General features: G+C 74.9%; 18 protein-coding genes. 10 read left to right on the top strand and 8 right to left on the bottom strand.

Features of this window, described 5'->3' with window-relative positions; genetic code table 11:
• The first annotated feature begins 43 nt into the window (after positions 1-43).
• Positions 44-643 carry an Rv1733c family protein gene (locus tag PH189_RS01235; protein WP_274186907.1) on the top strand — a complete coding sequence of 200 codons (600 nt, stop codon included), beginning with the start codon at positions 44-46 and terminating at the stop codon, positions 641-643.
• A gap of 14 nt (positions 644-657) precedes the next feature.
• Here PH189_RS01235 and PH189_RS01230 read toward each other — a convergent pair whose 3' ends face one another.
• The 3 genes from PH189_RS01230 to PH189_RS01220 all read right to left on the bottom strand — a co-directional run bounded on the left by PH189_RS01230 (position 658) and on the right by PH189_RS01220 (position 5,196).
• Positions 658-1,938 (bottom strand): GAF domain-containing protein, encoded by a 1,281-nt coding sequence (locus tag PH189_RS01230; RefSeq protein ID WP_274186906.1) that lies wholly within the window; start codon positions 1,936-1,938, stop codon positions 658-660.
• 148 nt (positions 1,939-2,086) lie between these two features.
• On the bottom strand, positions 2,087-2,485 hold the full coding sequence (locus tag PH189_RS01225) for a CBS domain-containing protein (protein WP_274186905.1): 399 nt from the start codon (positions 2,483-2,485) through the stop codon (positions 2,087-2,089).
• Positions 2,482-5,196 carry a bifunctional acetate--CoA ligase family protein/GNAT family N-acetyltransferase gene (locus PH189_RS01220; RefSeq protein ID WP_274186904.1) on the bottom strand — a complete coding sequence of 905 codons (2,715 nt, stop codon included), beginning with the start codon at positions 5,194-5,196 and terminating at the stop codon, positions 2,482-2,484. Before PH189_RS01220 ends, PH189_RS01225 begins: the two co-directional genes overlap by 4 nt.
• A 206-nt stretch (positions 5,197-5,402) precedes the next feature.
• Between PH189_RS01220 and PH189_RS01215 the strand changes: the two genes are divergently transcribed.
• Positions 5,403-5,993 carry a CBS domain-containing protein gene (locus PH189_RS01215; RefSeq protein WP_274186903.1) on the top strand — a complete coding sequence of 197 codons (591 nt, stop codon included), beginning with the start codon at positions 5,403-5,405 and terminating at the stop codon, positions 5,991-5,993.
• Positions 5,994-6,080: 87 nt separating this feature from the next.
• Positions 6,081-7,802, top strand: a complete 1,722-nt coding sequence (locus PH189_RS01210; protein WP_274186902.1) for a GAF domain-containing sensor histidine kinase — start codon at positions 6,081-6,083, stop codon at positions 7,800-7,802.
• On the opposite strand, the gene PH189_RS01205 is transcribed toward PH189_RS01210, so the two are convergent.
• Positions 7,787-8,788 (bottom strand): Acg family FMN-binding oxidoreductase, encoded by a 1,002-nt coding sequence (locus PH189_RS01205; protein ID WP_274186901.1) that lies wholly within the window; start codon positions 8,786-8,788, stop codon positions 7,787-7,789. The genes PH189_RS01210 and PH189_RS01205 overlap by 16 nt on opposite strands.
• 164 nt (positions 8,789-8,952) lie before the next feature.
• On the opposite strand from PH189_RS01205, the gene PH189_RS01200 reads away from it, so the two are divergent.
• The gene (locus PH189_RS01200; protein ID WP_274186900.1) at positions 8,953-9,486 is read left to right on the top strand and encodes a universal stress protein; all 534 of its coding nucleotides are present in this window, start codon (positions 8,953-8,955) and stop codon (positions 9,484-9,486) included.
• Between the two features lie 70 nt (positions 9,487-9,556).
• Here PH189_RS01200 and PH189_RS01195 read toward each other — a convergent pair whose 3' ends face one another.
• Positions 9,557-10,462 carry a CBS domain-containing protein gene (locus tag PH189_RS01195; protein WP_274186899.1) on the bottom strand — a complete coding sequence of 302 codons (906 nt, stop codon included), beginning with the start codon at positions 10,460-10,462 and terminating at the stop codon, positions 9,557-9,559.
• Between the two features lie 244 nt (positions 10,463-10,706).
• Between PH189_RS01195 and PH189_RS01190 the strand changes: the two genes are divergently transcribed.
• Together PH189_RS01190 and PH189_RS01185 are read left to right on the top strand one after the other, a co-directional pair.
• Positions 10,707-11,366 (top strand): hypothetical protein, encoded by a 660-nt coding sequence (locus PH189_RS01190; protein ID WP_274186898.1) that lies wholly within the window; start codon positions 10,707-10,709, stop codon positions 11,364-11,366.
• Between the two features lie 16 nt (positions 11,367-11,382).
• Entirely contained in the window at positions 11,383-12,411 is a 1,029-nt protein-coding gene (locus PH189_RS01185; RefSeq protein WP_274186897.1) for a zinc-binding dehydrogenase, read from the top strand.
• A 2-nt stretch (positions 12,412-12,413) separates the two neighbouring features.
• Here PH189_RS01185 and PH189_RS01180 read toward each other — a convergent pair whose 3' ends face one another.
• Positions 12,414-13,172, bottom strand: coding sequence for a SpoIIAA family protein (locus tag PH189_RS01180; RefSeq protein WP_274186896.1), 759 nt, complete (start codon positions 13,170-13,172; stop codon positions 12,414-12,416).
• A 48-nt stretch (positions 13,173-13,220) separates the two neighbouring features.
• Positions 13,221-13,688: a CBS domain-containing protein gene (locus PH189_RS01175; RefSeq protein WP_274186895.1), complete on the bottom strand. Its 468-nt coding sequence runs from the start codon at positions 13,686-13,688 to the stop codon at positions 13,221-13,223.
• A 187-nt stretch (positions 13,689-13,875) separates the two neighbouring features.
• Here PH189_RS01175 and PH189_RS01170 point away from each other — a divergent pair, with 187 nt between their 5' ends.
• The 4 genes from PH189_RS01170 to PH189_RS01155 all read left to right on the top strand — a co-directional run bounded on the left by PH189_RS01170 (position 13,876) and on the right by PH189_RS01155 (position 17,059).
• Positions 13,876-14,661 (top strand): DUF6544 family protein, encoded by a 786-nt coding sequence (locus PH189_RS01170; protein ID WP_274186894.1) that lies wholly within the window; start codon positions 13,876-13,878, stop codon positions 14,659-14,661.
• 55 nt (positions 14,662-14,716) lie between these two features.
• A complete protein-coding gene (gene gvpO / locus PH189_RS01165) occupies positions 14,717-14,989 on the top strand; it encodes a gas vesicle protein GvpO (RefSeq protein ID WP_274186893.1) in 273 nt (90 codons plus the stop codon).
• 137 nt (positions 14,990-15,126) lie between these two features.
• Positions 15,127-16,404, top strand: coding sequence for a TrkH family potassium uptake protein (locus tag PH189_RS01160; protein WP_274186892.1), 1,278 nt, complete (start codon positions 15,127-15,129; stop codon positions 16,402-16,404).
• On the top strand, positions 16,397-17,059 hold the full coding sequence (locus PH189_RS01155; RefSeq protein WP_274186891.1) for a potassium channel family protein: 663 nt from the start codon (positions 16,397-16,399) through the stop codon (positions 17,057-17,059). Before PH189_RS01160 ends, PH189_RS01155 begins: the two co-directional genes overlap by 8 nt.
• A 55-nt stretch (positions 17,060-17,114) precedes the next feature.
• On the opposite strand, the gene PH189_RS01150 is transcribed toward PH189_RS01155, so the two are convergent.
• Entirely contained in the window at positions 17,115-17,534 is a 420-nt protein-coding gene (locus tag PH189_RS01150; RefSeq protein WP_274186890.1) for a DUF6855 family protein, read from the bottom strand.
• Positions 17,535-17,589: the final 55 nt, after the last annotated feature.

Below are 17,589 nucleotides of genomic sequence, written 5' to 3'. Positions count from 1 at the left end.
CCACGCTGGACGGGACGGCGAGACGACCGGGGAGGCGACGACCATGGGTGCGACGGGAGCGGTGTACCGGGCGATCGGCCTGTTCCTACCGAAGCGCTCATCGCTCCGGCGGCGCAGCGACGGGATCGAGCTCACGGCACGCTGGGTGCTGCTCCTCGTGGGTCTGATCATCGTTCCGGTGGCGCTGACGATCGGCAGCGAGGTCACCGCGGCGCTCGCCCCCCAGGTCGAGGAGCAGTGGGCGGAGCGGCACCAGGTGACCGCGACCGTGCTGGAGAGGCCCGTGAACCACAACTCGGCCCGGAGCGACGTCACCGACCAGGATCGGCGGGCGGCCGTGGGCTGGAGGGCGGCCGACGGGACCATGCGGGAGGCCGAGGTCCACGTGGGACTCTCGGCGCGGCCCGGCGACCCGCGGGTGCTGTGGGTCGACCGGGCGGACCGGCCCACCCCGCCGCCGATCACGGCCTCCTACCCGGCCGCCCAGGGACTCCTGGTCACGATCGCGATCCTGCTCGGGGACCTGCTGATCTCCCTGGCCCTGCTCATCGGTCTGCGCTGGGTCCTGGACCGGATGCGACTGCGGGCGTGGGAGGCGGCCTGGCGCCGCTTCACCGGCCCCGACACCGAGAGCCTGCGCTGACCCGGCCCGTCCCCTCAGCGCGGGAAGACCGTGTCGCGCACAGCGCGTGCCACGTCGTCGAGCTCGGCGACCTGGGCGAGCAGGTGGTCGCGCAGCGCGGGATCGGCGCCCGACGCCGTACTGGTCAGGGCGAGCCCGACCCGCTGGACCCGCTGGAGGACCTGCTCGGACAGCGAGAGCACCAGCCGCTCCCGGTCCTCGAGAGCGCGGACCGTCTCGCGGTCGCGCCGGCCCCGCGCCAGCTCGACGGCCGTGGTGGCGTGGACGGCGAACCCGAGCAGCATCTCGGCCTCCACCGCGCCGAAGACGTCTTCGCCGGCGGCGCGCGTCAGGACGAGCACCGAGCGCGTCCCGGGCCCGCCGCGTGAGGAGGACAGGGGCACCGCGAGGACCGACCCCACTTCGGGGGCCCGGTCGACCACTCCGGTCGTGCGCGCGTCCGACGCGGCGTCGACGATGAGCACCGGACCTCCCGCGTCGAGGGCGGCCTGCGTGATCGAGCCCGCAGTGGCGGCGGTCCGGCCGGCCCAGTCGTGCAGCTGGCCGGCCGCGGCGGAGACCGTCGCGCGTCCGGGATCGGCGTCGGCGACCTCGGTGATGGCGGCTCCGTGGGCGCCGGCCACGTCGACCGCGGCCTCGAGCAGATGCTGGAGCTCCGCCTCGGGCGGGAGCTCGCCGGCGAGGAGGTCGCTGGCGAGGCGCGCCGAGGCTGCCTGCCACGCCTCCCGGCGCCGGGCGGTGTCGAGGAGCAGCGCGTTCTCCACGGCGATCCCGGCCGCGCCGGCCAGGGCGGTGAGGAGCTGCTCGTCCTCCGCCGAGAAGGCGTCGCCTCGCTCGCTCTCGGTGACGTAGAGGTTGCCGTAGACGGTGCCGCCGGCGCGGAGAGGCACCCCGAGGAAGGAGTGCATCGGCGGGTGCTCCTCGGGGAAGCCGACCGCCGCTTCGTGGGTGCTCAGGTCCGTCAGGCGCAGGGGCCTCGGGTCGTCGATGAGGCATCCCAGCACGCCCTTGCCCTGGGGGAGCTCGCCGATGCGCTCGACGGTCGCGGCATCCATGCCGACGTGGACGAAACGGATGAGGCGGCCGTCGCGCACCACACCGAGCGCGGCGTAGTGGGCGCCCACGAGGGCCCGGGCACTCTCGACGATCCGCTGGACGAGATCGTCGAGCTCGAGGCCGGCCGTGATGTGGTGGCTCGCGTCGAGCAGCCCACGCAGGCGACCCTGGGTGAGCTTGACCTCGGTGGCGCGGGCGATGAGCTGGTCGAGCAGCTCGTCGAGCTCGAGGCGGGCCACCGAGGGGAAGGAGAGTCCTTCCGACGGGACCGCGGGGTCAGGGCGGTCGGGCACTGCCCACCCTCTCTCGGACGGCATCGCGCGCGGCGTACCGATCCCATCCTGGACCGCCACCGCGCGGAGTCAAGCGCCCGCCCGGGGCGCGAGGTCAGGTCGTCGGCTCGCCGGCCAGGGCCGCCAGCGCGTCCGTGGCGGTGACGATCCCGACCACGACGCCGTCGTCCACCACGAGGGCCGCGTCGAGCCCGCCGTCGAGCACCGCGCGAGCGACGACCGGGGGTGGGTCCCCGGGAGCCACCGTGGGGACGGGGGAGCGAGCCCACGGGGCGACCGGACCCGTGACGCCCTCGACGGCGGCGGCCACGACGTCGCGGTCGACGAGCAAACCGACGCACCGCCCGCCGGTGACGACCGGCAGGTGGCGCACTCCCGCGACGCGCATGACCTGCAGGGCCTCGGCGACCGAGGTCCGCTCGTCGACCACGCGGACCGGGCGGCTCGGGACGATGTGCCGCGGTTCCGAGGGTGGCCCGGAGGTGGTGGTCATCGTTTCTCTCCTGTCGTGACGTCGGCCCGCGGCCCGGGCGGGGGAGGGCCCGTGACGGGGGCGACCCGGACCCGGGCGTCGACCAGTCGGCACGCGTCCGGCGTGCAGACCACGGGGTTGAGGTCCATCTCGGCGATCTGCGGCAGGAGCTCGGCCAGCCGGGCGACCCTGGCGATCACCACGGCGAGTCGGTCGCGGTCGACGAGCCGGGCCGCGATGCCCCGGTGCAGGGGGAGCTCGTCGAGCAGCTCGGCCAGGTCCGTCGTCGTCATCGGGACGAGGCGGTGCCAGCGCCGGTCGGCGACGTCGGTGCCGGTGCCGCCGACGCCGGCGGTCACGAGCGCGCCGAAGTCGGGGTCGCCCGCCACCCCCACCAGCATCTCCGCCCCGGGCGGGGCCATCGGCTGCACGACGGTGCCGTGCCACGCAGCCCCGAAGCGCTCGGCGAACCCCGTGACCGCCGCGCGCACGGCGTCGTCGCCCTCCACCGCAAGGGCCACCCCGCCGCGCTCGGACTTGTGCACCACACCCTCGGCCACGGCCTTGAGCGCCACCGGTCCGCCGTACTCCCGCGCCGCCGCGACCGCCTCGTCCACCGTGCGGGTGGTCCGACCGGGCAGGAGGTCGAGGCCGGCCGCACGCACCAGGGCTGCGCACTCGTCGGGCTCCAGCCACCCTCCCCCGGGGGCGCGGGCGAGCACCCCGGCGACGACGGCGCGTGCCGTCGCGAGGTCCACCGGGTGCTCCTCGGCGGGCAGGGGGCGCCCGGGGTCGCGGGCGAGGTCGGCTCCGCGCCGCACGAGGTGGGCGAGGGCGTGGACGGCGTCGGCCGGGTCGGCGAACGACGCCGCCACCGGGCGCCCGTCCGGGGCGGTCACCGCGGCGACCCGGACCCGCTGGTCGAGGGCGACCGTCAGGACGGGCACGGGACGCCGGCCCGGCCGGGCGAGCTCCCGCCCGAGCGCAGTACCCGGGTCGCCCAGCGCGGTGGGGCACACGACGGCGACGATCGCGTCGATCTCCTCGGCGTCGCGCAGGACCTCCAGACAGGCGGCGAAGGTCGCCGCGTCGACGGCGGCGGTGGTGTCCACCGGTCCCGCGGTGGCCGCGGTGGCGGGGAGCAGGGCGTCGAGCCGCTCCCGGGTGGCGGTGGCGAGCGGGGGGACCCGGAGCCCGGCCGCGACGCACGCGTCCGCGGCGAGCACGTTGGTGCCGCCGGCGTTGCCGAGCACGGCCACCCGGTCGCCGGGCGACGGCGGACTCCAGCACAGGGCGGCCAGCGCGCCGGACAGCTCGCCGAGGTCGTCGACCGGCTGCACCCCGGCCTGTCGGTAGAGCGCGTCGCGTCGCACGGCGGGGGTGGCCGAGGCGGCGGTGTGCGACGCCGCCGCCCGGGCTCCGACGTCGCTGCTGGCGGCGCGGACCGCGAGCACGGGGATCCGTGCGGAGACGCGGCGGGCGAGGCGGGAGAACGCCCGCGGGTTGCCAAAGGACTCGACGTGCAGCACCGCGACGCTGGTGGCGGCGTCCCCGGACCACCAGGCGAGCAGGTCGTTGCTGCTGACGTCGTACCGGTCGCCGACCGAGACGAGGGTGGAGACGCCGAGCCCGAGGCCGCGCAGGGCCTCGAGGACGGCGATCGCCACCCCGCCGGACTGGGTGACCACACCGACCGTGCCGGACGGCGCCGCGGCGGGCGCGAACGTGGCGTCGAGGTGTACCTCGGGGTCGGTGTCGACCAGACCCAGGCAGTTGGGCCCGATCAGCCGCATCCCGTGCCGGTGCACCGCGGCGAGCACCGCCCCGTCCACCCCGGCGGCGGCCAGGCCGGACGTGACGATCAGCAGCGCGCGGGCTCCGCGCCGCCCGCACGCCTCCGCCAGCGCCGGGAGGGCGTCGGGAGGGGTCGCGAGGATGACCAGGTCGGGGGCCTCCGGGAGGAGCTCGACCGACGCCACCGCGGGGATCGTCCCGATCGTCGGCGCCTCGGGGTGGACGACGTGGACCCGCCCGGCGAAGCCACCGGCGACCAGCGTGTCCAGCACGGCACGACCCACCGACCCGCGCTTCCGGCCGGCGCCCACCACCGCGACCGAACGGGGCCGCAGTGCCGGTTCCAGGCCGGCGCGGGCAGCTCGGGACGACCGGGTGAGTGCGGCAGCCGAGTACCGGGCGGTGCCCTCGGGATCGTCGTCGTCGGGCAGCGTCACGACGACGTGCATCGACGGGCCGTCCTGCTGCCGGGTGGTCGGGAGGCCGAGATCGGCGAACACCCGCACCATCGCGGTGTTCTCGGCCAGCACCTCCGCGCTCCAGCGCCGGATGCCCTGGCGGCGGGACTCGAGCACCGCCCGCTCGAGCAGGGCGGTGCCCACGCCGTGGGCCTGCATCCGGTGACCGACGGTCACGGCCACCTCGGCCTCTGCGGAGGTGGCGGTGTCGCGCGCGAGGTGCATCGCCCCGACCAGCTCGGCACCCAGGAAGGCTCCCCACACCTGACCGGAGATCGCCGCCGCGGTGGCGTAGGGCGCGAGACCGTGGGAGGACACGGTGGCGAAGCGCAGCCAGCGGTCACGCTCGGGCAGCTCCCGGTGCAGGCGCACGAGCGCCTCGGCGTCGTCGGGGCCGAGCGACCGGACATCGACAGGGGTGCCGTCCGCGAGAAGGATCCGCTGGTCGAGGGACGCGCGGGAACCGTCGAGGACGCTCATGCCCTCATCCCACGCGGCGGCGTCCTCGATCGTCAGGGTCGTCGGGCCGCGGGACCCGGGACCTCCGGTCCGGCGAGGGTCGGGGCGTCGGACGCCGCGGGCGGCGGGGGAGGGGACCAACGACCCTGACGGCGTACCGGCCCGGTGTCGGACGATCACTCGAGCCGACGACCGCCGGCGTCCGTATCTCCGGTAGGAGGCGCAGGGTGCTCATCCGTGACGTGATGACACGGGCACCGCTCACCGTGTCGTCGGAGACCTCGGTGCACGTCGCCGCCCGGCTCCTGTGCCGGTACGGGTTCGCCCTGCTGCCGGTCGTCGCCGGCGGGGCGCTGGTGGGAGTGGTGACCGTGTCCGACATCCTGCGAGCCCGCGACGACGAGGTGGGGCCGCCGGCCCGGATCGGCGAGGTGATGACCCGGACCGCGTGCGCCGTGCCCCCCGACACCGACATCGCCGACGTCGCCGTGTTCATGGTGGACCGCGGCCTGCGCAGCCTGCCCGTCGTCACCGACGACGAGCTCGTGGGCATCGTGACCCGGCTCGACATCACCCGGGTCCTCGCCCGCAGCGACGCCGACCTGCGTGCCGCGGTGGAGCGCAAGCTGGACGCCTACGCCGGATGGAGCCGGTGGACGGTCCACGCGAGGGAGGGCGAGGTCGCGCTCTGCGACGAGTTCGACGATCCGGTGGAGCAGCACCTCGCCACGGTCATCGCCGCTGCCGTCCCCGGCACCGTGCACGTCGACACCCACCACCGGACCGCCTGCCCGCACCATCCCCCGGTCGCCGCGTGAGAGTCGTCGAGCCCGTTCTCCTAGCCACAGAGCGAAACCGGGGACACCATGGGTGGTCGGACGCTTCGAGGGCAGGAGAGAGGAACCGTGGGCGAGCACGTTGGTGCCGCGCCGTGTCGAACGGCGGCGAACGAGCCCGACGGCCTCGCCGCCGGCACCGGGAGCACGGAGCACGTCGGGGCCCTGTACTCCTCGATGATCGCCGTCGCCGAGGGCCTCGACCTGGACGCGACGTTGCGTCGGGTGGTCGAGGCGGCGACCGACCTGGTCGACGCCCGCTACGGCGCACTCGGGGTCCTGGACGAGGCCGGCACGGGTCTGGCCCGGTTCGTCACCACGGGGCTCGACGACGACACCCGGGCGCGCATCGGGGACCTGCCCCGGGGCCTCGGCCTGCTCGGCGAGCTGATCCGCCACCCCGAACCCCTCCGGCTCGGTGATCTCCACGCGCACCCGTCCTCGGTCGGCTTCCCGGCCCACCATCCCCCGATGGCGAGCTTCCTCGGGGTGCCGATCCGGGTGCGGGGCGCCGTGTTCGGGAACCTGTACCTCGCCGAGAAGCGTCACGGTGACTTCACCTCCGACGACGAGGAGGTGACGGTCGCCCTGGCGGCCGCGGCCGGCGTCGCCGTCGAGAACGCGCGCCTGCACCAGGCCACGGAGCGGCTGGTGGTCGAGGGCCAGCGCCGGGGGCGCTGGCTGGAGGCCTCCGGGGAGATCACCACACAGGTCCTGGCCGGCGCGGACCCGGGCGAGGCGCTCGTGCTCGCGGCCGAGCGCGCGTCGGAGCTCGCCGACGGGTCCGGCGCGATCATCACGACGCCACCGTCGGTCGTGGCGGAGGGCGACGTCGCGCCTCCGGTGCGGGTGACGGTGAGCGTCGGTCTCGAGGACCGCCTGCCGGTGGGGGCCCGGCTCGGGCTCGACGGCTCCGCATTGGCCTCGGTGGCGCGCACCCACGCGCCCCGCGTGGCGGAGGACCTCGTGCTGACCGTGGACGGGCAGGACCGTCGCTTCGGGCCGGCCCTGCTGGTGCCGCTCGACGGCACCACGGCGATCACCGGGGTGCTCGTCGTCGTGCGCCGTGCCGGCTCGGAGGAGCTCGACGCCGAAGGCCTGTCCGTCGTGGCCTCCTTCGCCGACCAGGCCGCCCTCGTCCTGCGTCTCGCGGAGTCACAGCAGGCGCGCCGCCAGCTCGACGTCGCTTCCGACCGCGAGCGGATCGCCGCCGACCTGCACGACCACGTGCTGCAGCGGCTCTTCGCGGTCGGCCTCGGGCTGCAGGCCACCCAGGCCCGTCTCGCCGCGCTTCCCGAGGCGGCGCGCAGGGTCAACGAGGCGGTCGACCAGATCGACGGCATCGTCCGGGACATCCGCACGAGCATCTTCGACCTGCACGTCGTCGGAGGGGGCGGCACCGGTCTCGGTGGGCGTCTGCGCGGCGCGGTGGCCGAGATGTCCGCCCACGTCGCCCTCGAGCCGGTGGTGCGTCTCTCGGGGGCGGTCGACACCGTGCCCGAGGAGCTCGTCGTACAGGTCGAGGCCGTCGTGCGGGAGGGCGTGTCCAACGCCGTCCGGCACGGCGCCCCGCAGTCCGTGGTCGTCACCGTCTCGGTGGACGACATCCTCGCGGTGGACGTGACCGACGACGGGGCGGGTATCCCCGAGAACGTCGCGCGCAGCGGTCTGTCCAACCTCGTGGCCCGGGCCCGGGCTCTCGGGGGGGACGCCGACGTGAGCCGCTCGCCCACCGGGTCCGGGACGCGGCTCTCGTGGTGGGTGCCGCTCGACCCTCAGTGTCCCGACTGACGCCGCGGCGTCGGGTACACCGGGCGGCCCCGCCCCAGCCGGAGCACGACCTGGGGCCACATCACGCCGCCGAGCAGGGAACGGACCTCGGTCCGGACGTCCGGGAGCTCCATCGGGGGCGCGATGAAGGAGGCGCCCACACCCCGCGCGGTCGCGGTGAGCAGCACCTGCTGCATGGCCTGTCCGGCCCGGACGTGGGCGAGCGCGGTGTCGTCGTAGGACATGAGCACGGCGATCGTCGGCTCGTCCTGGCCCGGCTCGGGGGACGCGGTCGCGCGGTCGGCGTCGGGGACCGCCCCGGCGAAGTCACGCGGACGCCACGCCCCGTCCGGGCGCGGTGCGCGCCGGGCGTGGGTCGGCGGGAGGCCGTCGTCGACCCGGTCGGGGTTCCCGACCCACCGCTCCCACTCCGCGAGGAAGGCGGGATCGCTCTGCTGCTGCCGGTGTGCCTCGACGGTGATCTCGCGCAGCCGGCGTCGCTCCCGCGGGTCCGCCACGACGATGAGCCGGCAGCGCTCCCGCCAGGCGGCCCGTTCGAGCTGTCCGCGCAGGGTGACCGACAGCGGCGGCCCGGTGAACGGGTGCCGGTCGGTGTGCCGGCGGGGGACCGCCGCCGCGAGCTCGACCTCCCAGTCCGTCGGGATCAGCGGTGCTCCGGGCCGCACGCGACCGAGGAACCAGGGGTCGTCGGGGTCCGGCATCAGCTGTGCGTGCACCCGACGTCCCTGGGTGCGGGCCTTCAGCCGGACGTTGACCAGGGCCGCTCCGCACGCCATCCGCAACTCCCGTCCCTCGGGATCCGAGGCGGGGAGCATCCGCTCCGGGTCACCGTGCACCTCGACGGCGCCGTCGTGCCAGCGCAGCCGCCACGGCTGGCTGTTGTGGCTCGACGGGGCGAGCGCCGCGGCGTGCAGCAGTTCCTCGACCTCGGTCCCGGTCGGCGGTCCGCTTCCGCGGATCGGCGCGCTCGGCGTTTCCTGGTGCACGGGGCACCTCCCTCGTCCTCGGATCACACCTTCCGTGCCGCTCCGGCGGGTCACCAGGGACCGAAGGACCCCCGAGGCAGGGCCGTCCGCCTCGGGCGCCGGGACCCTGCCCGTCGGCACTCTGTCCCGGGAACAAGCCGCTGGTCGGACGACGGGAGTGCACGATGGACGGAACGGAGAACGGCCCCGCAACGATCGTGGTGGGGTTCGACGGCTCGGCCCACGCCGAGGAGGCGCTGCGGTACGCCGTGGACGAGGCCGCCCGTCGTGGTCTCGGTGTGCGTGCCGTGGTCGCGCACGAGCCGCCCGACGCCTGGATGGCCGACTACGGGATGCCGCTGCTGGCGGACGACGGCAGCCTCCGCCGGGCGGTGGAGGACAGCGCGCGCGCCCGGGTCGAGGAGATCCGAGGCGGGATGGATGCCGAGGAGCAGGCCGTGCCCGTCGAGGTCGTGGCCCTCTCGGGGTCCCCGGCGCACGTGCTGATGCGGGAGGCCGAGAACGCCCCCCTGTTGGTCGTGGGCCACCGCGGCCGGGGCGGCCTGCGCAGCCGGCTGCTGGGCTCGGTCGGCCTGGCCGCGGTCCTGCGCGCCCCGTGCCCGGTGACGGTCGTCCCGTCGGCGCGGGCCACCGAGGAGACGGCGCCGGAGGACGCGTCGGCGCTCGCCGGACCCCTGCCCGTGGGACCGATCGCCTGAGTCCCACCACACCGCGTCGCCCCGCCTCCCGCCCCGGTATCCGATCTCGGGTACCGGGGCGGTGTCCGCCTCAGGTCACCGGAACCGCCGAACCGGCCTCCGCGACCGGGGCTCCGGGGCTCTCCGCGGGTGCGGGGACCACCGCGACGACCGGACACCGGGCCCGGCTGACCAGCCGCGCCGTCAACGAGCCGCCCGGGGGGCCGCCGGGACCGTCGACGTGGCGGCTCCCCACCACGAGCAGGCGCGCGCCCTCGCTCGCCTCGACCAGCACGCGCATCGGGCGACCTTCGCGCACATTCTCCGTCAACGCCCTCCGGGCCGCCTCGTCCGCGCCGAGCGCCCGCCGCACCGTCGTCGCGAGCCGCAGCCCCGCTTCCGCGACGACCTGGGCGGGAGTGCCGTACAGGTCCGGCGTCTCGCAGGCGATGACGGCGACGAGGGGTGCCCCGGTGCTCGCCGCGGCCCGCGCGGCCCATCGCAGGGCGCGCACCGAGCCCTCCGACCCGTCGATCCCCACCACCACGGGGCCGTCCGGCGGGACGTCGGGGTCGGCGGGGACGCGGTCGTCGGGAGCGCGCGATCCCTCGCCGAGCAGCTCGCCCCGAGCGACGCGCCGGAGAACGTCCCTCCGGCTGACGATGCCGATGGGGATGTCCTCACGGACCACCGGGACGGCGCGGGTCCCGCTCGCGAGCAGGCGGTCGACGAGCTCGTCGATCGGGGTGTCCGGCCCGGCGACGGCGGTCGCCCGCGTCATCAGCTCGGCCGCGGGTGCCGCATCGTCCCCGCCGACGAGGCCGCGCTCGTCCACCATGCCGAGCAGTCGGCCCCGGGCGTCGACGACCGGAGCCGAGGCGATGCCGTGGGATACCAGCAGCGCCGCGGCGGCGGCACGCGGTGCGTCGGGGGGCACGGTGAGCACCGGGCTCGTCATCAGGTCGCGGGCCCGCCGCGGGCCCTGGTCGTGGTTCATGGCGTCGAGCGTGGGGTGGCCCGCAGCGGTGGAGCAGGGCCGCCGGACCGGGTCCGGCCGGGTCGGAGGGCCTCGGAGTGGTGACGTCCGGCCCTGGGGGCGCGGCCGGCCGCGGCCCACGCTGCTTCCCATGAGCGCGACCCGTGCACCCGCGACCTCGGCCGGCAGGTGGTCTCCGGCCGAGATCTCGGCTCTCCTGCAGGCTCTCGAACCTCTCGGGGGGCCGGCGGCACCCGCGTGCTCGGTGTCCGTCCACGACCGGCGCATCGAGCTCGCGCTCGACCCGTCGGCAGGGAGCCCCCGGCACCAAGCCCTCGTGCAGGCCGGGCGCCTCGTCGGGGCGGTCGAGAACACCCTGCGCGCGCTCGGGTGGGCGCCCCGCACCGTCATCGCCGGAACCCCGGAAGCGCGGCCCCTCGCCGTGGTCGCAGGCACCCGCCGACGGCCCGCGGCACCGATGGACCTCGCACGCCGTCGCGTCAACCGGTACCAGGGGACCGGGGCGTCCCCGCGGTACGCCGCACCCGCCGACCAGGCGCGCGTCGTCGACGTCGCCCACGCGGCGGGGTCACGCGGCGCCTGGCTGCACCTGCTCAACGGTCCGACCCGTGACGGGAACCCCGCCTGGCACAGTCCGGGCTCGGTGCCCGCGGACACCCTGACGCTCGATCTGCCGTGGCGCCGCGACCCCGTCATGGCGGTGTGCACCCACACCGACAGCGCCCGTGAGGCCGTCGTGGCCGGTATCGTGGTCGAGTCGGCGACCGTGGAGGCCGCTCTGCGCGGCCTGCACGCGGATGTGTACGTGGACGCCTTCGACGACGAGTCGGTCCGAGCAGCCGTCCTGCTCGCCGACCCGCGCGAGACCGGCGTCGGGCACGCGGTGCTCCGCCTCCGGCCCTGACAGCCCGGAGGTTCTCGTGCTCGCAGCGGTGCTCACCCGTTTCGGCGGCGTCGACGCTCTCGAGGTGCGCGAGGTCGCGACGCCGAGCCCCGGGCCCGGTGAGGTCCTCGTCGACGTCGCCGCGGCGGGGGTGAACAACACCGACGTGTGGACCCGCCAGGGCGCCTACGGCCGCAGCGAGCCCTCGGGGTGGCTCGGGCCCGTGGACTTCCCCCGCATCCAGGGCGCCGACGTCTGCGGCTACGTCGCGGCGACCGGCGAGGGCGTCGATCCTGCACGGCGGGGCCAGCGGGTGCTGGTGGACCCCGTGCTGCGCTACAGCGACGGACCCGAGCCCCTGGTGGCCGAGGTGCTCGGCAGCGAGGCCGACGGCGCGTACGCCGAACATGTGCTGGTGCAGGCCGACCGGGCCCATGACGTGACCGGCTCCCCCCTGACCGATGTCGAGCTGGCGTGTCTGCCGATCTCCTCGGGCACGGCGATCGGGATGCTCGATCGGGCCGCCGTGCATGCGGGGCAGACCGTGTTGGTCACCGGTGCGTCGGGCGGCGTCGGTCTCGGTCTGGTGTCGCTGGCCGCGGGACGGGGTGCCCGGGTGATCGCGCTGAGCTCGGCGGACAAGGCGGACGCCGTCCGGGCGGCCGGCGCGGACGAGGTGCTCGACCGCCGGGCCGGTGACGTCGGCCGACGGCTCTCCGAACTCGTCCCCGCCGGGGTCGACGTCGTGGCCGATGTCGTCGGCGGTGGCGTCCTCACCGGCCTCCTGCCGCAGGTTCGGGCGGGGGGTCGATGGGTGGTGGCGGGATCGCTCGCGGGCCCGGTGATCGAGCTCGACCTGCGGACCCTCTATCTGCGCTCCCTCGCGCTGCTGGGCTCCACGATGCACACCCCCGCGCAGTTCGCGCTGCTCGTCGAGGCCGCCCGTCGCGGCGACGTCCGGCCCGTCGTGGCGGCGACGTACCCGCTGACCGAGATCCACGCCGCGCACACCCGGTTCGAACGCCGCGAGCAGGTCGGCAAGATCGTCCTGCTGCCGAGACCCTGAGGTCAGGCCGAGGCCGCCGGTCGGGCGCCCGCACCCGCCCAGGCGATCGCCGCGTCGATCTCGCCCGTGGCGAAGTGGCGGACCTCCGGGTGGAGCAGGGCGCCGGCCACCCGCGCGGCGACCCCCACCGGCTGACCGTCGACGGCCAGGGCGACCCGGCCGATCCGGCGCTGGTGGCCGCCCACGAAGCGCAGGTGCTCCACGAGGGCGCCGAGGTTCTCCCAGCCGGGGAACGACGAGGCGTGCAGGACGAGTCCGGGCAGGTCGGTGTGGTCGGCGAGCCAGCTGTCCACCGCGGTCGCGATGACCTCGACGTCCTCGCGACGCAGCGGCTGGCCGACGTCGGCGACCACCACCCCGGCCGCGGGGTCGATCCGCGTGGTCGCGAGCCGCCCCGGCAGGCTCTCGAGCCAGCGCAGCGCCTCCTCGCGTTGGATCGCGTCGAACACACGCACGTGGCCGGGCAGGAAGAAGGACGCGAGCTTCGTCGTGTCCCGCACCCAGGGCAGGTCGCTGACCACCGCGCAGCCCTCGAGGCGGCGCATGGCGGTGAGACCGAGCTTGACGTCGGCCCACGCCCCGTCGGGGGTGAGGCCGTGGAAGTCCTCGTCGACCACACAGAGGAAGCGCAGGCGGCGCCCCTCGCGGACGGCGGCGTCGAGCATGGGGACGACGACCGTTTCGTAGTCGTGACGGGTCACGGTGCCGACGGCACGGACGGCGTCGATGCCTGCCGGGACGTCGGAGTCTCTTTCGATCATGCCGACAGTCCAGCCCCGCGCCGTGGGGCCGTCACCGGCCGGAAGGCCTCATGGGGTGGGTCGGTGGTCCCGCCCGCCGGCGAGACTGCGCAGCACGCTGCGCGCGTCGAGCAGCCCGCACGGTTCGCCGTTCTCCACGACGACCAGCACCGGACGGTCCTGAGCGAGCATCAGCTCGGCAGCCCGGGAACGGCGTGTCTCGGGCCCGACACCGTGCACCCGGGTCGCGACGGCCGAGACCGGGTCGAGCATCCGTGACGGTCGTACCCCGGCCTCGAGGAGATGGCGCTGCAGGTCGACCTCGGCGACGGCGCGGATCTCGCCGTCACCGCGGACGACGAGATGATCGCTCCCGCGCTCGCGCGCGATCTGCAGGGCGGTGACCACCCGCGTGGTGGGGGACACCTCGCTCGGTCCGATCGGGCTCATCAGGACCCGGGCCGGCGGGTCGTCGTCGAGAGCCTCCGGGGGTGCGGCGAGTCCACGCGGAGGTGTGGTCACGGGGGTCGTGCTCATGCCGTGACCGTCGATGCCGTCCACCCCGCCTCGGCAGGGCCGGAGGGCCCGGACGCACCGGGCCGCGGGTCGCGGCGACGGGATGCCGGAGACCCTGCCGTCGCGTCCCGCCCGCGAGCCACGGTGGCGACGGGCGAGGCGCCCGGATGGATGGGAACGGGGAGGGACCGCAGTGGTGGCGACGGACATGAGGGAGACGGTCGGGGGAGCGGAGCCGGTTCTCGGGGACGTGACGGCGGCACCGCCGACGCCTGCGGCGCGGTACGCGGCCTGTTCGGTGGCGTCCACGGTCGGCGACGTGGTGGGAGCGCGCATCCGGAGCCGCGGGCTCATCCGCATCGGTGGCCTGTGGTGGCCGTTCCGTAGCCACGAGGTGACGCTTCCGACGCACGGGTACTTCCGCGAGATCCGCATGGCCGGCGGCCTCCGGGTCGTCGACTCCTGGGTGGACGGAGAGGCGAGACGGAGCACGACCCTGCTGGGACGGTGCCTCCACCCCGCTCTCGTCGGACCGGACCTCGCCCGCACCGACGTCGCCCACGCCGCGCTCAGCGCGATGTGGGTTCCGCCGGTGCTCCTGCCCTCGGACACCGTGCGCTGGACCGCCGAGGACCGGGACAGCGCGTCGGTGGCTCTCGTCGTGGCCGGGGCCCCGGTGTCGCTGCGACTCACCCTGCATCGGGGCGGCCTGCCCCGTCGGATCAGCACGATGCGCTGGGGCGATCCCGAGGGCTCCGGCCGCTTCCGCGAGGTGCCCTTCGGAGCGGAGATCCTCGAGCACCGCACCTTCGGCGGTCTCACCGTCCCGAGCACCGGCGTGCTCGGGTGGCGCCTCGACGGTCCGGGCCCCGGCCGGGAGGTCGTGCGCTTCCAGCTCACCGCCCTCGAGCCCGTGCCGGGCGCTGCGCCGTTGCCGAGCGAGCTCGCCGACCCGCCGCACCTCTCGGAGGACTCGGCGGACGGGGAGCCCTGAGCGCGCTGTGGTGTCAGCGGCACCCCGACCCTCGGTCGGAGAGCACCATGGAGCGATGACCCTGTCTCGTGACCGTGTGCGCGCCGTCTCCCGGGCCGCGCTGGCCGAGGTCGCCCAGCTGACCGGCAAGGACACCGAGCAGATCGTCGCGCTGCGCCGCGAGGGCGCGGACTGGGTGCTCGACGTCGACGTCGTCGAACTGCGTCGCATCCCCGGCACCACCGACTTCATGGCGACCTACCGTGTTCGCCTCGACGACGCCGGCGAGGTCCTGGACCTCCACCGTGTCCGCCGCTACGTCCGTGGGTGGGTCGGCGACGAGGACTGAGGAGCCGGCGGCGTCCGAGGTGGGATGCCGGGGCCCGGACGGGGTAGCTGGCGACGGTGATGTCCCGTCGACGCCCACGTGCTCACGGCAGACCCCGTGCGGCCGAACCGGGACAGATCATCGCCGGGGCGTTCGCCGTGGGCATCGCGATCGGCACCGGGTTGCTGCTGTTGCCGGCGTCCGCTGCCGGCGAGGAGGGCGCGAGCGTTCTCGACGCGGTGTTCACCGCGACGTCGGCGGTGTGCGTCACCGGCCTGGTCACGGTGGACACCGGGACGTCGTGGTCGACGTTCGGGCACCTGGTGATCCTCGGGCTGATGCAGGTCGGGGGGCTGGGGATCATGACCGTGGCGTCCCTGCTGGTGGTGCTGGTGTCCCGGCGTCTGGGTCTGCGGGCCCGCCTGGTGGCCCAGGCCCAGTCCGGCAGTCTGGACCTCAGTGATGTCCGCCGGGTCCTGCGCAACGTCGTGCTGTTCAGCCTGGTCGGGGAGGCCCTGACCGCGCTGGCGCTGGGCGGGCGCCTCGTCGCGGGTTACGGGGTGGCGCCGGGCGCCGCCGTGTGGGAGGGCGTGTTCCACGCGGTCTCGGCGTTCAACAACGCCGGGTTCGTGCTGTGGTCCGACGGGATGACCGGGTTCGCCGGCGATCCGTGGATGCTGCTCCCGGTGGCCCTCGCCGTGATCGTCGGAGGCCTCGGCTTCCCGGTGATCTTCGAACTGGTCGCGTCGTGGCGACCGCGGACGTGGTCGGTGACGACCAGGATCACCATCGTCACCTCGGGCGTGCTGCTGCTCGTCGGCACGGCGCTGTTGACCGCACTGGAGTACGGCAACCCGGCGACGCTGGGACCGATGGGTGTCGGCGGCAAGGCCCTCGCCGGCTTCTTCTCGGCCGTGATGCCGCGCAGCGGCGGGTTCAACGTCGTCGAGATCGGGGCGATGACCCCCGAGAGCTGGTTGGCCACGGACGTCCTGATGTTCATCGGCGGGGGCAGCGCCAGCACCGCCGGGGGTATCAAGGTCACCACCTTCGGTCTGCTGGCCGCGGTCCTGTGGGCCGAGATGAGCGGGGAGCCGGACGTCGACGTCGGTCGCCGCCGCATCCCGGTGGCCAACCAGCGCCAGGCCCTCGCGGTGGCGCTGCTCGGCGTCGGCCTGGCGATGGCCTCGACCTTCGTCCTGCTCGGCGCCAGCGACGAGGACCTGGACCGCGTGCTGTTCGAGGCTCTCTCCGCTCTCGGTACCGTCGGGCTCTCGACGGGGATCACCGCCGAGCTGCCGGCCGTCGGCCAGGTGGTCCTGGTCGTGCTGATGTTCGTGGGCCGCCTCGGGCCGCTGGCGCTGGCCTCGGCGCTGGCCCTGCGCGAGCGCCCTCGGCACTACCAGCGGCCCGAGGAGAGGACGATCATTGGCTGACACGACCCACGCGCCCGTGGTGGTGATCGGACTGGGTCGCTTCGGCACCGCGATCGCCCTCGAGCTCGAGCGGCAGGGCACCGAAGTGCTCGCGATCGACAGCGTCAACCGCACGGTGCAGAACCTGTCGTCCCAGCTCACTCACGCGGTGACCGCCGATTGCACCGACATCGAGGCGCTCCGGCAGCTGGGCGTCGGCGACTTCCACCGGGCCGTGGTCGCGATCGGGGACCACCTGGAGGACAGCATCCTGGTCACCTCGCTGCTCGTCGACCTCGAGATACCCGACATCTGGGCCAAGGCCACCAGCGCCCACCACGGCCGCATCCTCGAGCGCATCGGCGCGCACCACGTGGTGTTCCCCGAGCAGGACATGGGCGAGCGCGTCGCCCACCTCGTCTCCGGCAATGTGCTCGACTACCTCAAGATCGACGCCGACTTCGCCCTCGCCAAGCTCCGCCCACCGCGGGAGATCCTGGGTGTGCCGCTGAGCGAGTCGGAGATCCGCAGCAAGCACGGCGTCACCGTCGTCGCGGTCAAGAAGGGCGAGGGGTCGTTCACCTACGCCACGAACGAGACCGTCGTGTCCCGCGACGACGTCATCCTCGCCGTCGGCCACAACGACGACATCGAACACCTCGTCGACGGCGACTGAGCAGGGGCAGCGCTCCGGGGTCGAGGGCAGTGGCGGAGCACCGAGGTCTCCCGGGTCAGCGGGCCCGGACGCGGTTGTTGCGGCTGTGGTGCTCGAGCTCGGCGAGGCCGAGGGCTTCGAGGACGGGGGGTACGTAGTTCCCGAAACGGCCGCGGAGCCCCTTCTTCAGGCCGTACCACCCGCCGACCGGGTTGTCGGCCGCTCGCCCCCACGCCTCGACCGTGTCCGGTTTCGCCGGCTTCTGCTCATCGGCGTTGCCCAGAGGCATCCAGTCCCCATGAGCGACCAGCATCTGGTGCAGGTCGTCGATGCAGCGCAGGTGATAGCGCAGCTCCGTGGTCCCGACCTGCACCACCAGTGCGGGGGGATCGGCGTCGGGGTCGCGGTAGCTCTCGAACTGCGACGTGCCTGGTGGTGTGGCCAGGACCCAGGGATCTGACGGTGTCCCCGATCCTTCGACCTCGATGGCGGTCATCGTCTCGTCTCGCCTTCTCCACGCGGGGACCGTGCCTTCCGCTCGGGCACGCTAG

Origin of the sequence: Actinomycetospora chibensis, assembly GCF_028737215.1 — a bacterium.
Taxonomy (GTDB): Bacteria; Actinomycetota; Actinomycetes; order Mycobacteriales; family Pseudonocardiaceae; genus Actinomycetospora; species Actinomycetospora chibensis.
Note: the sequence above shows the minus strand (reverse complement) of the source record. Positions and strands in the feature narration are given on the sequence as shown.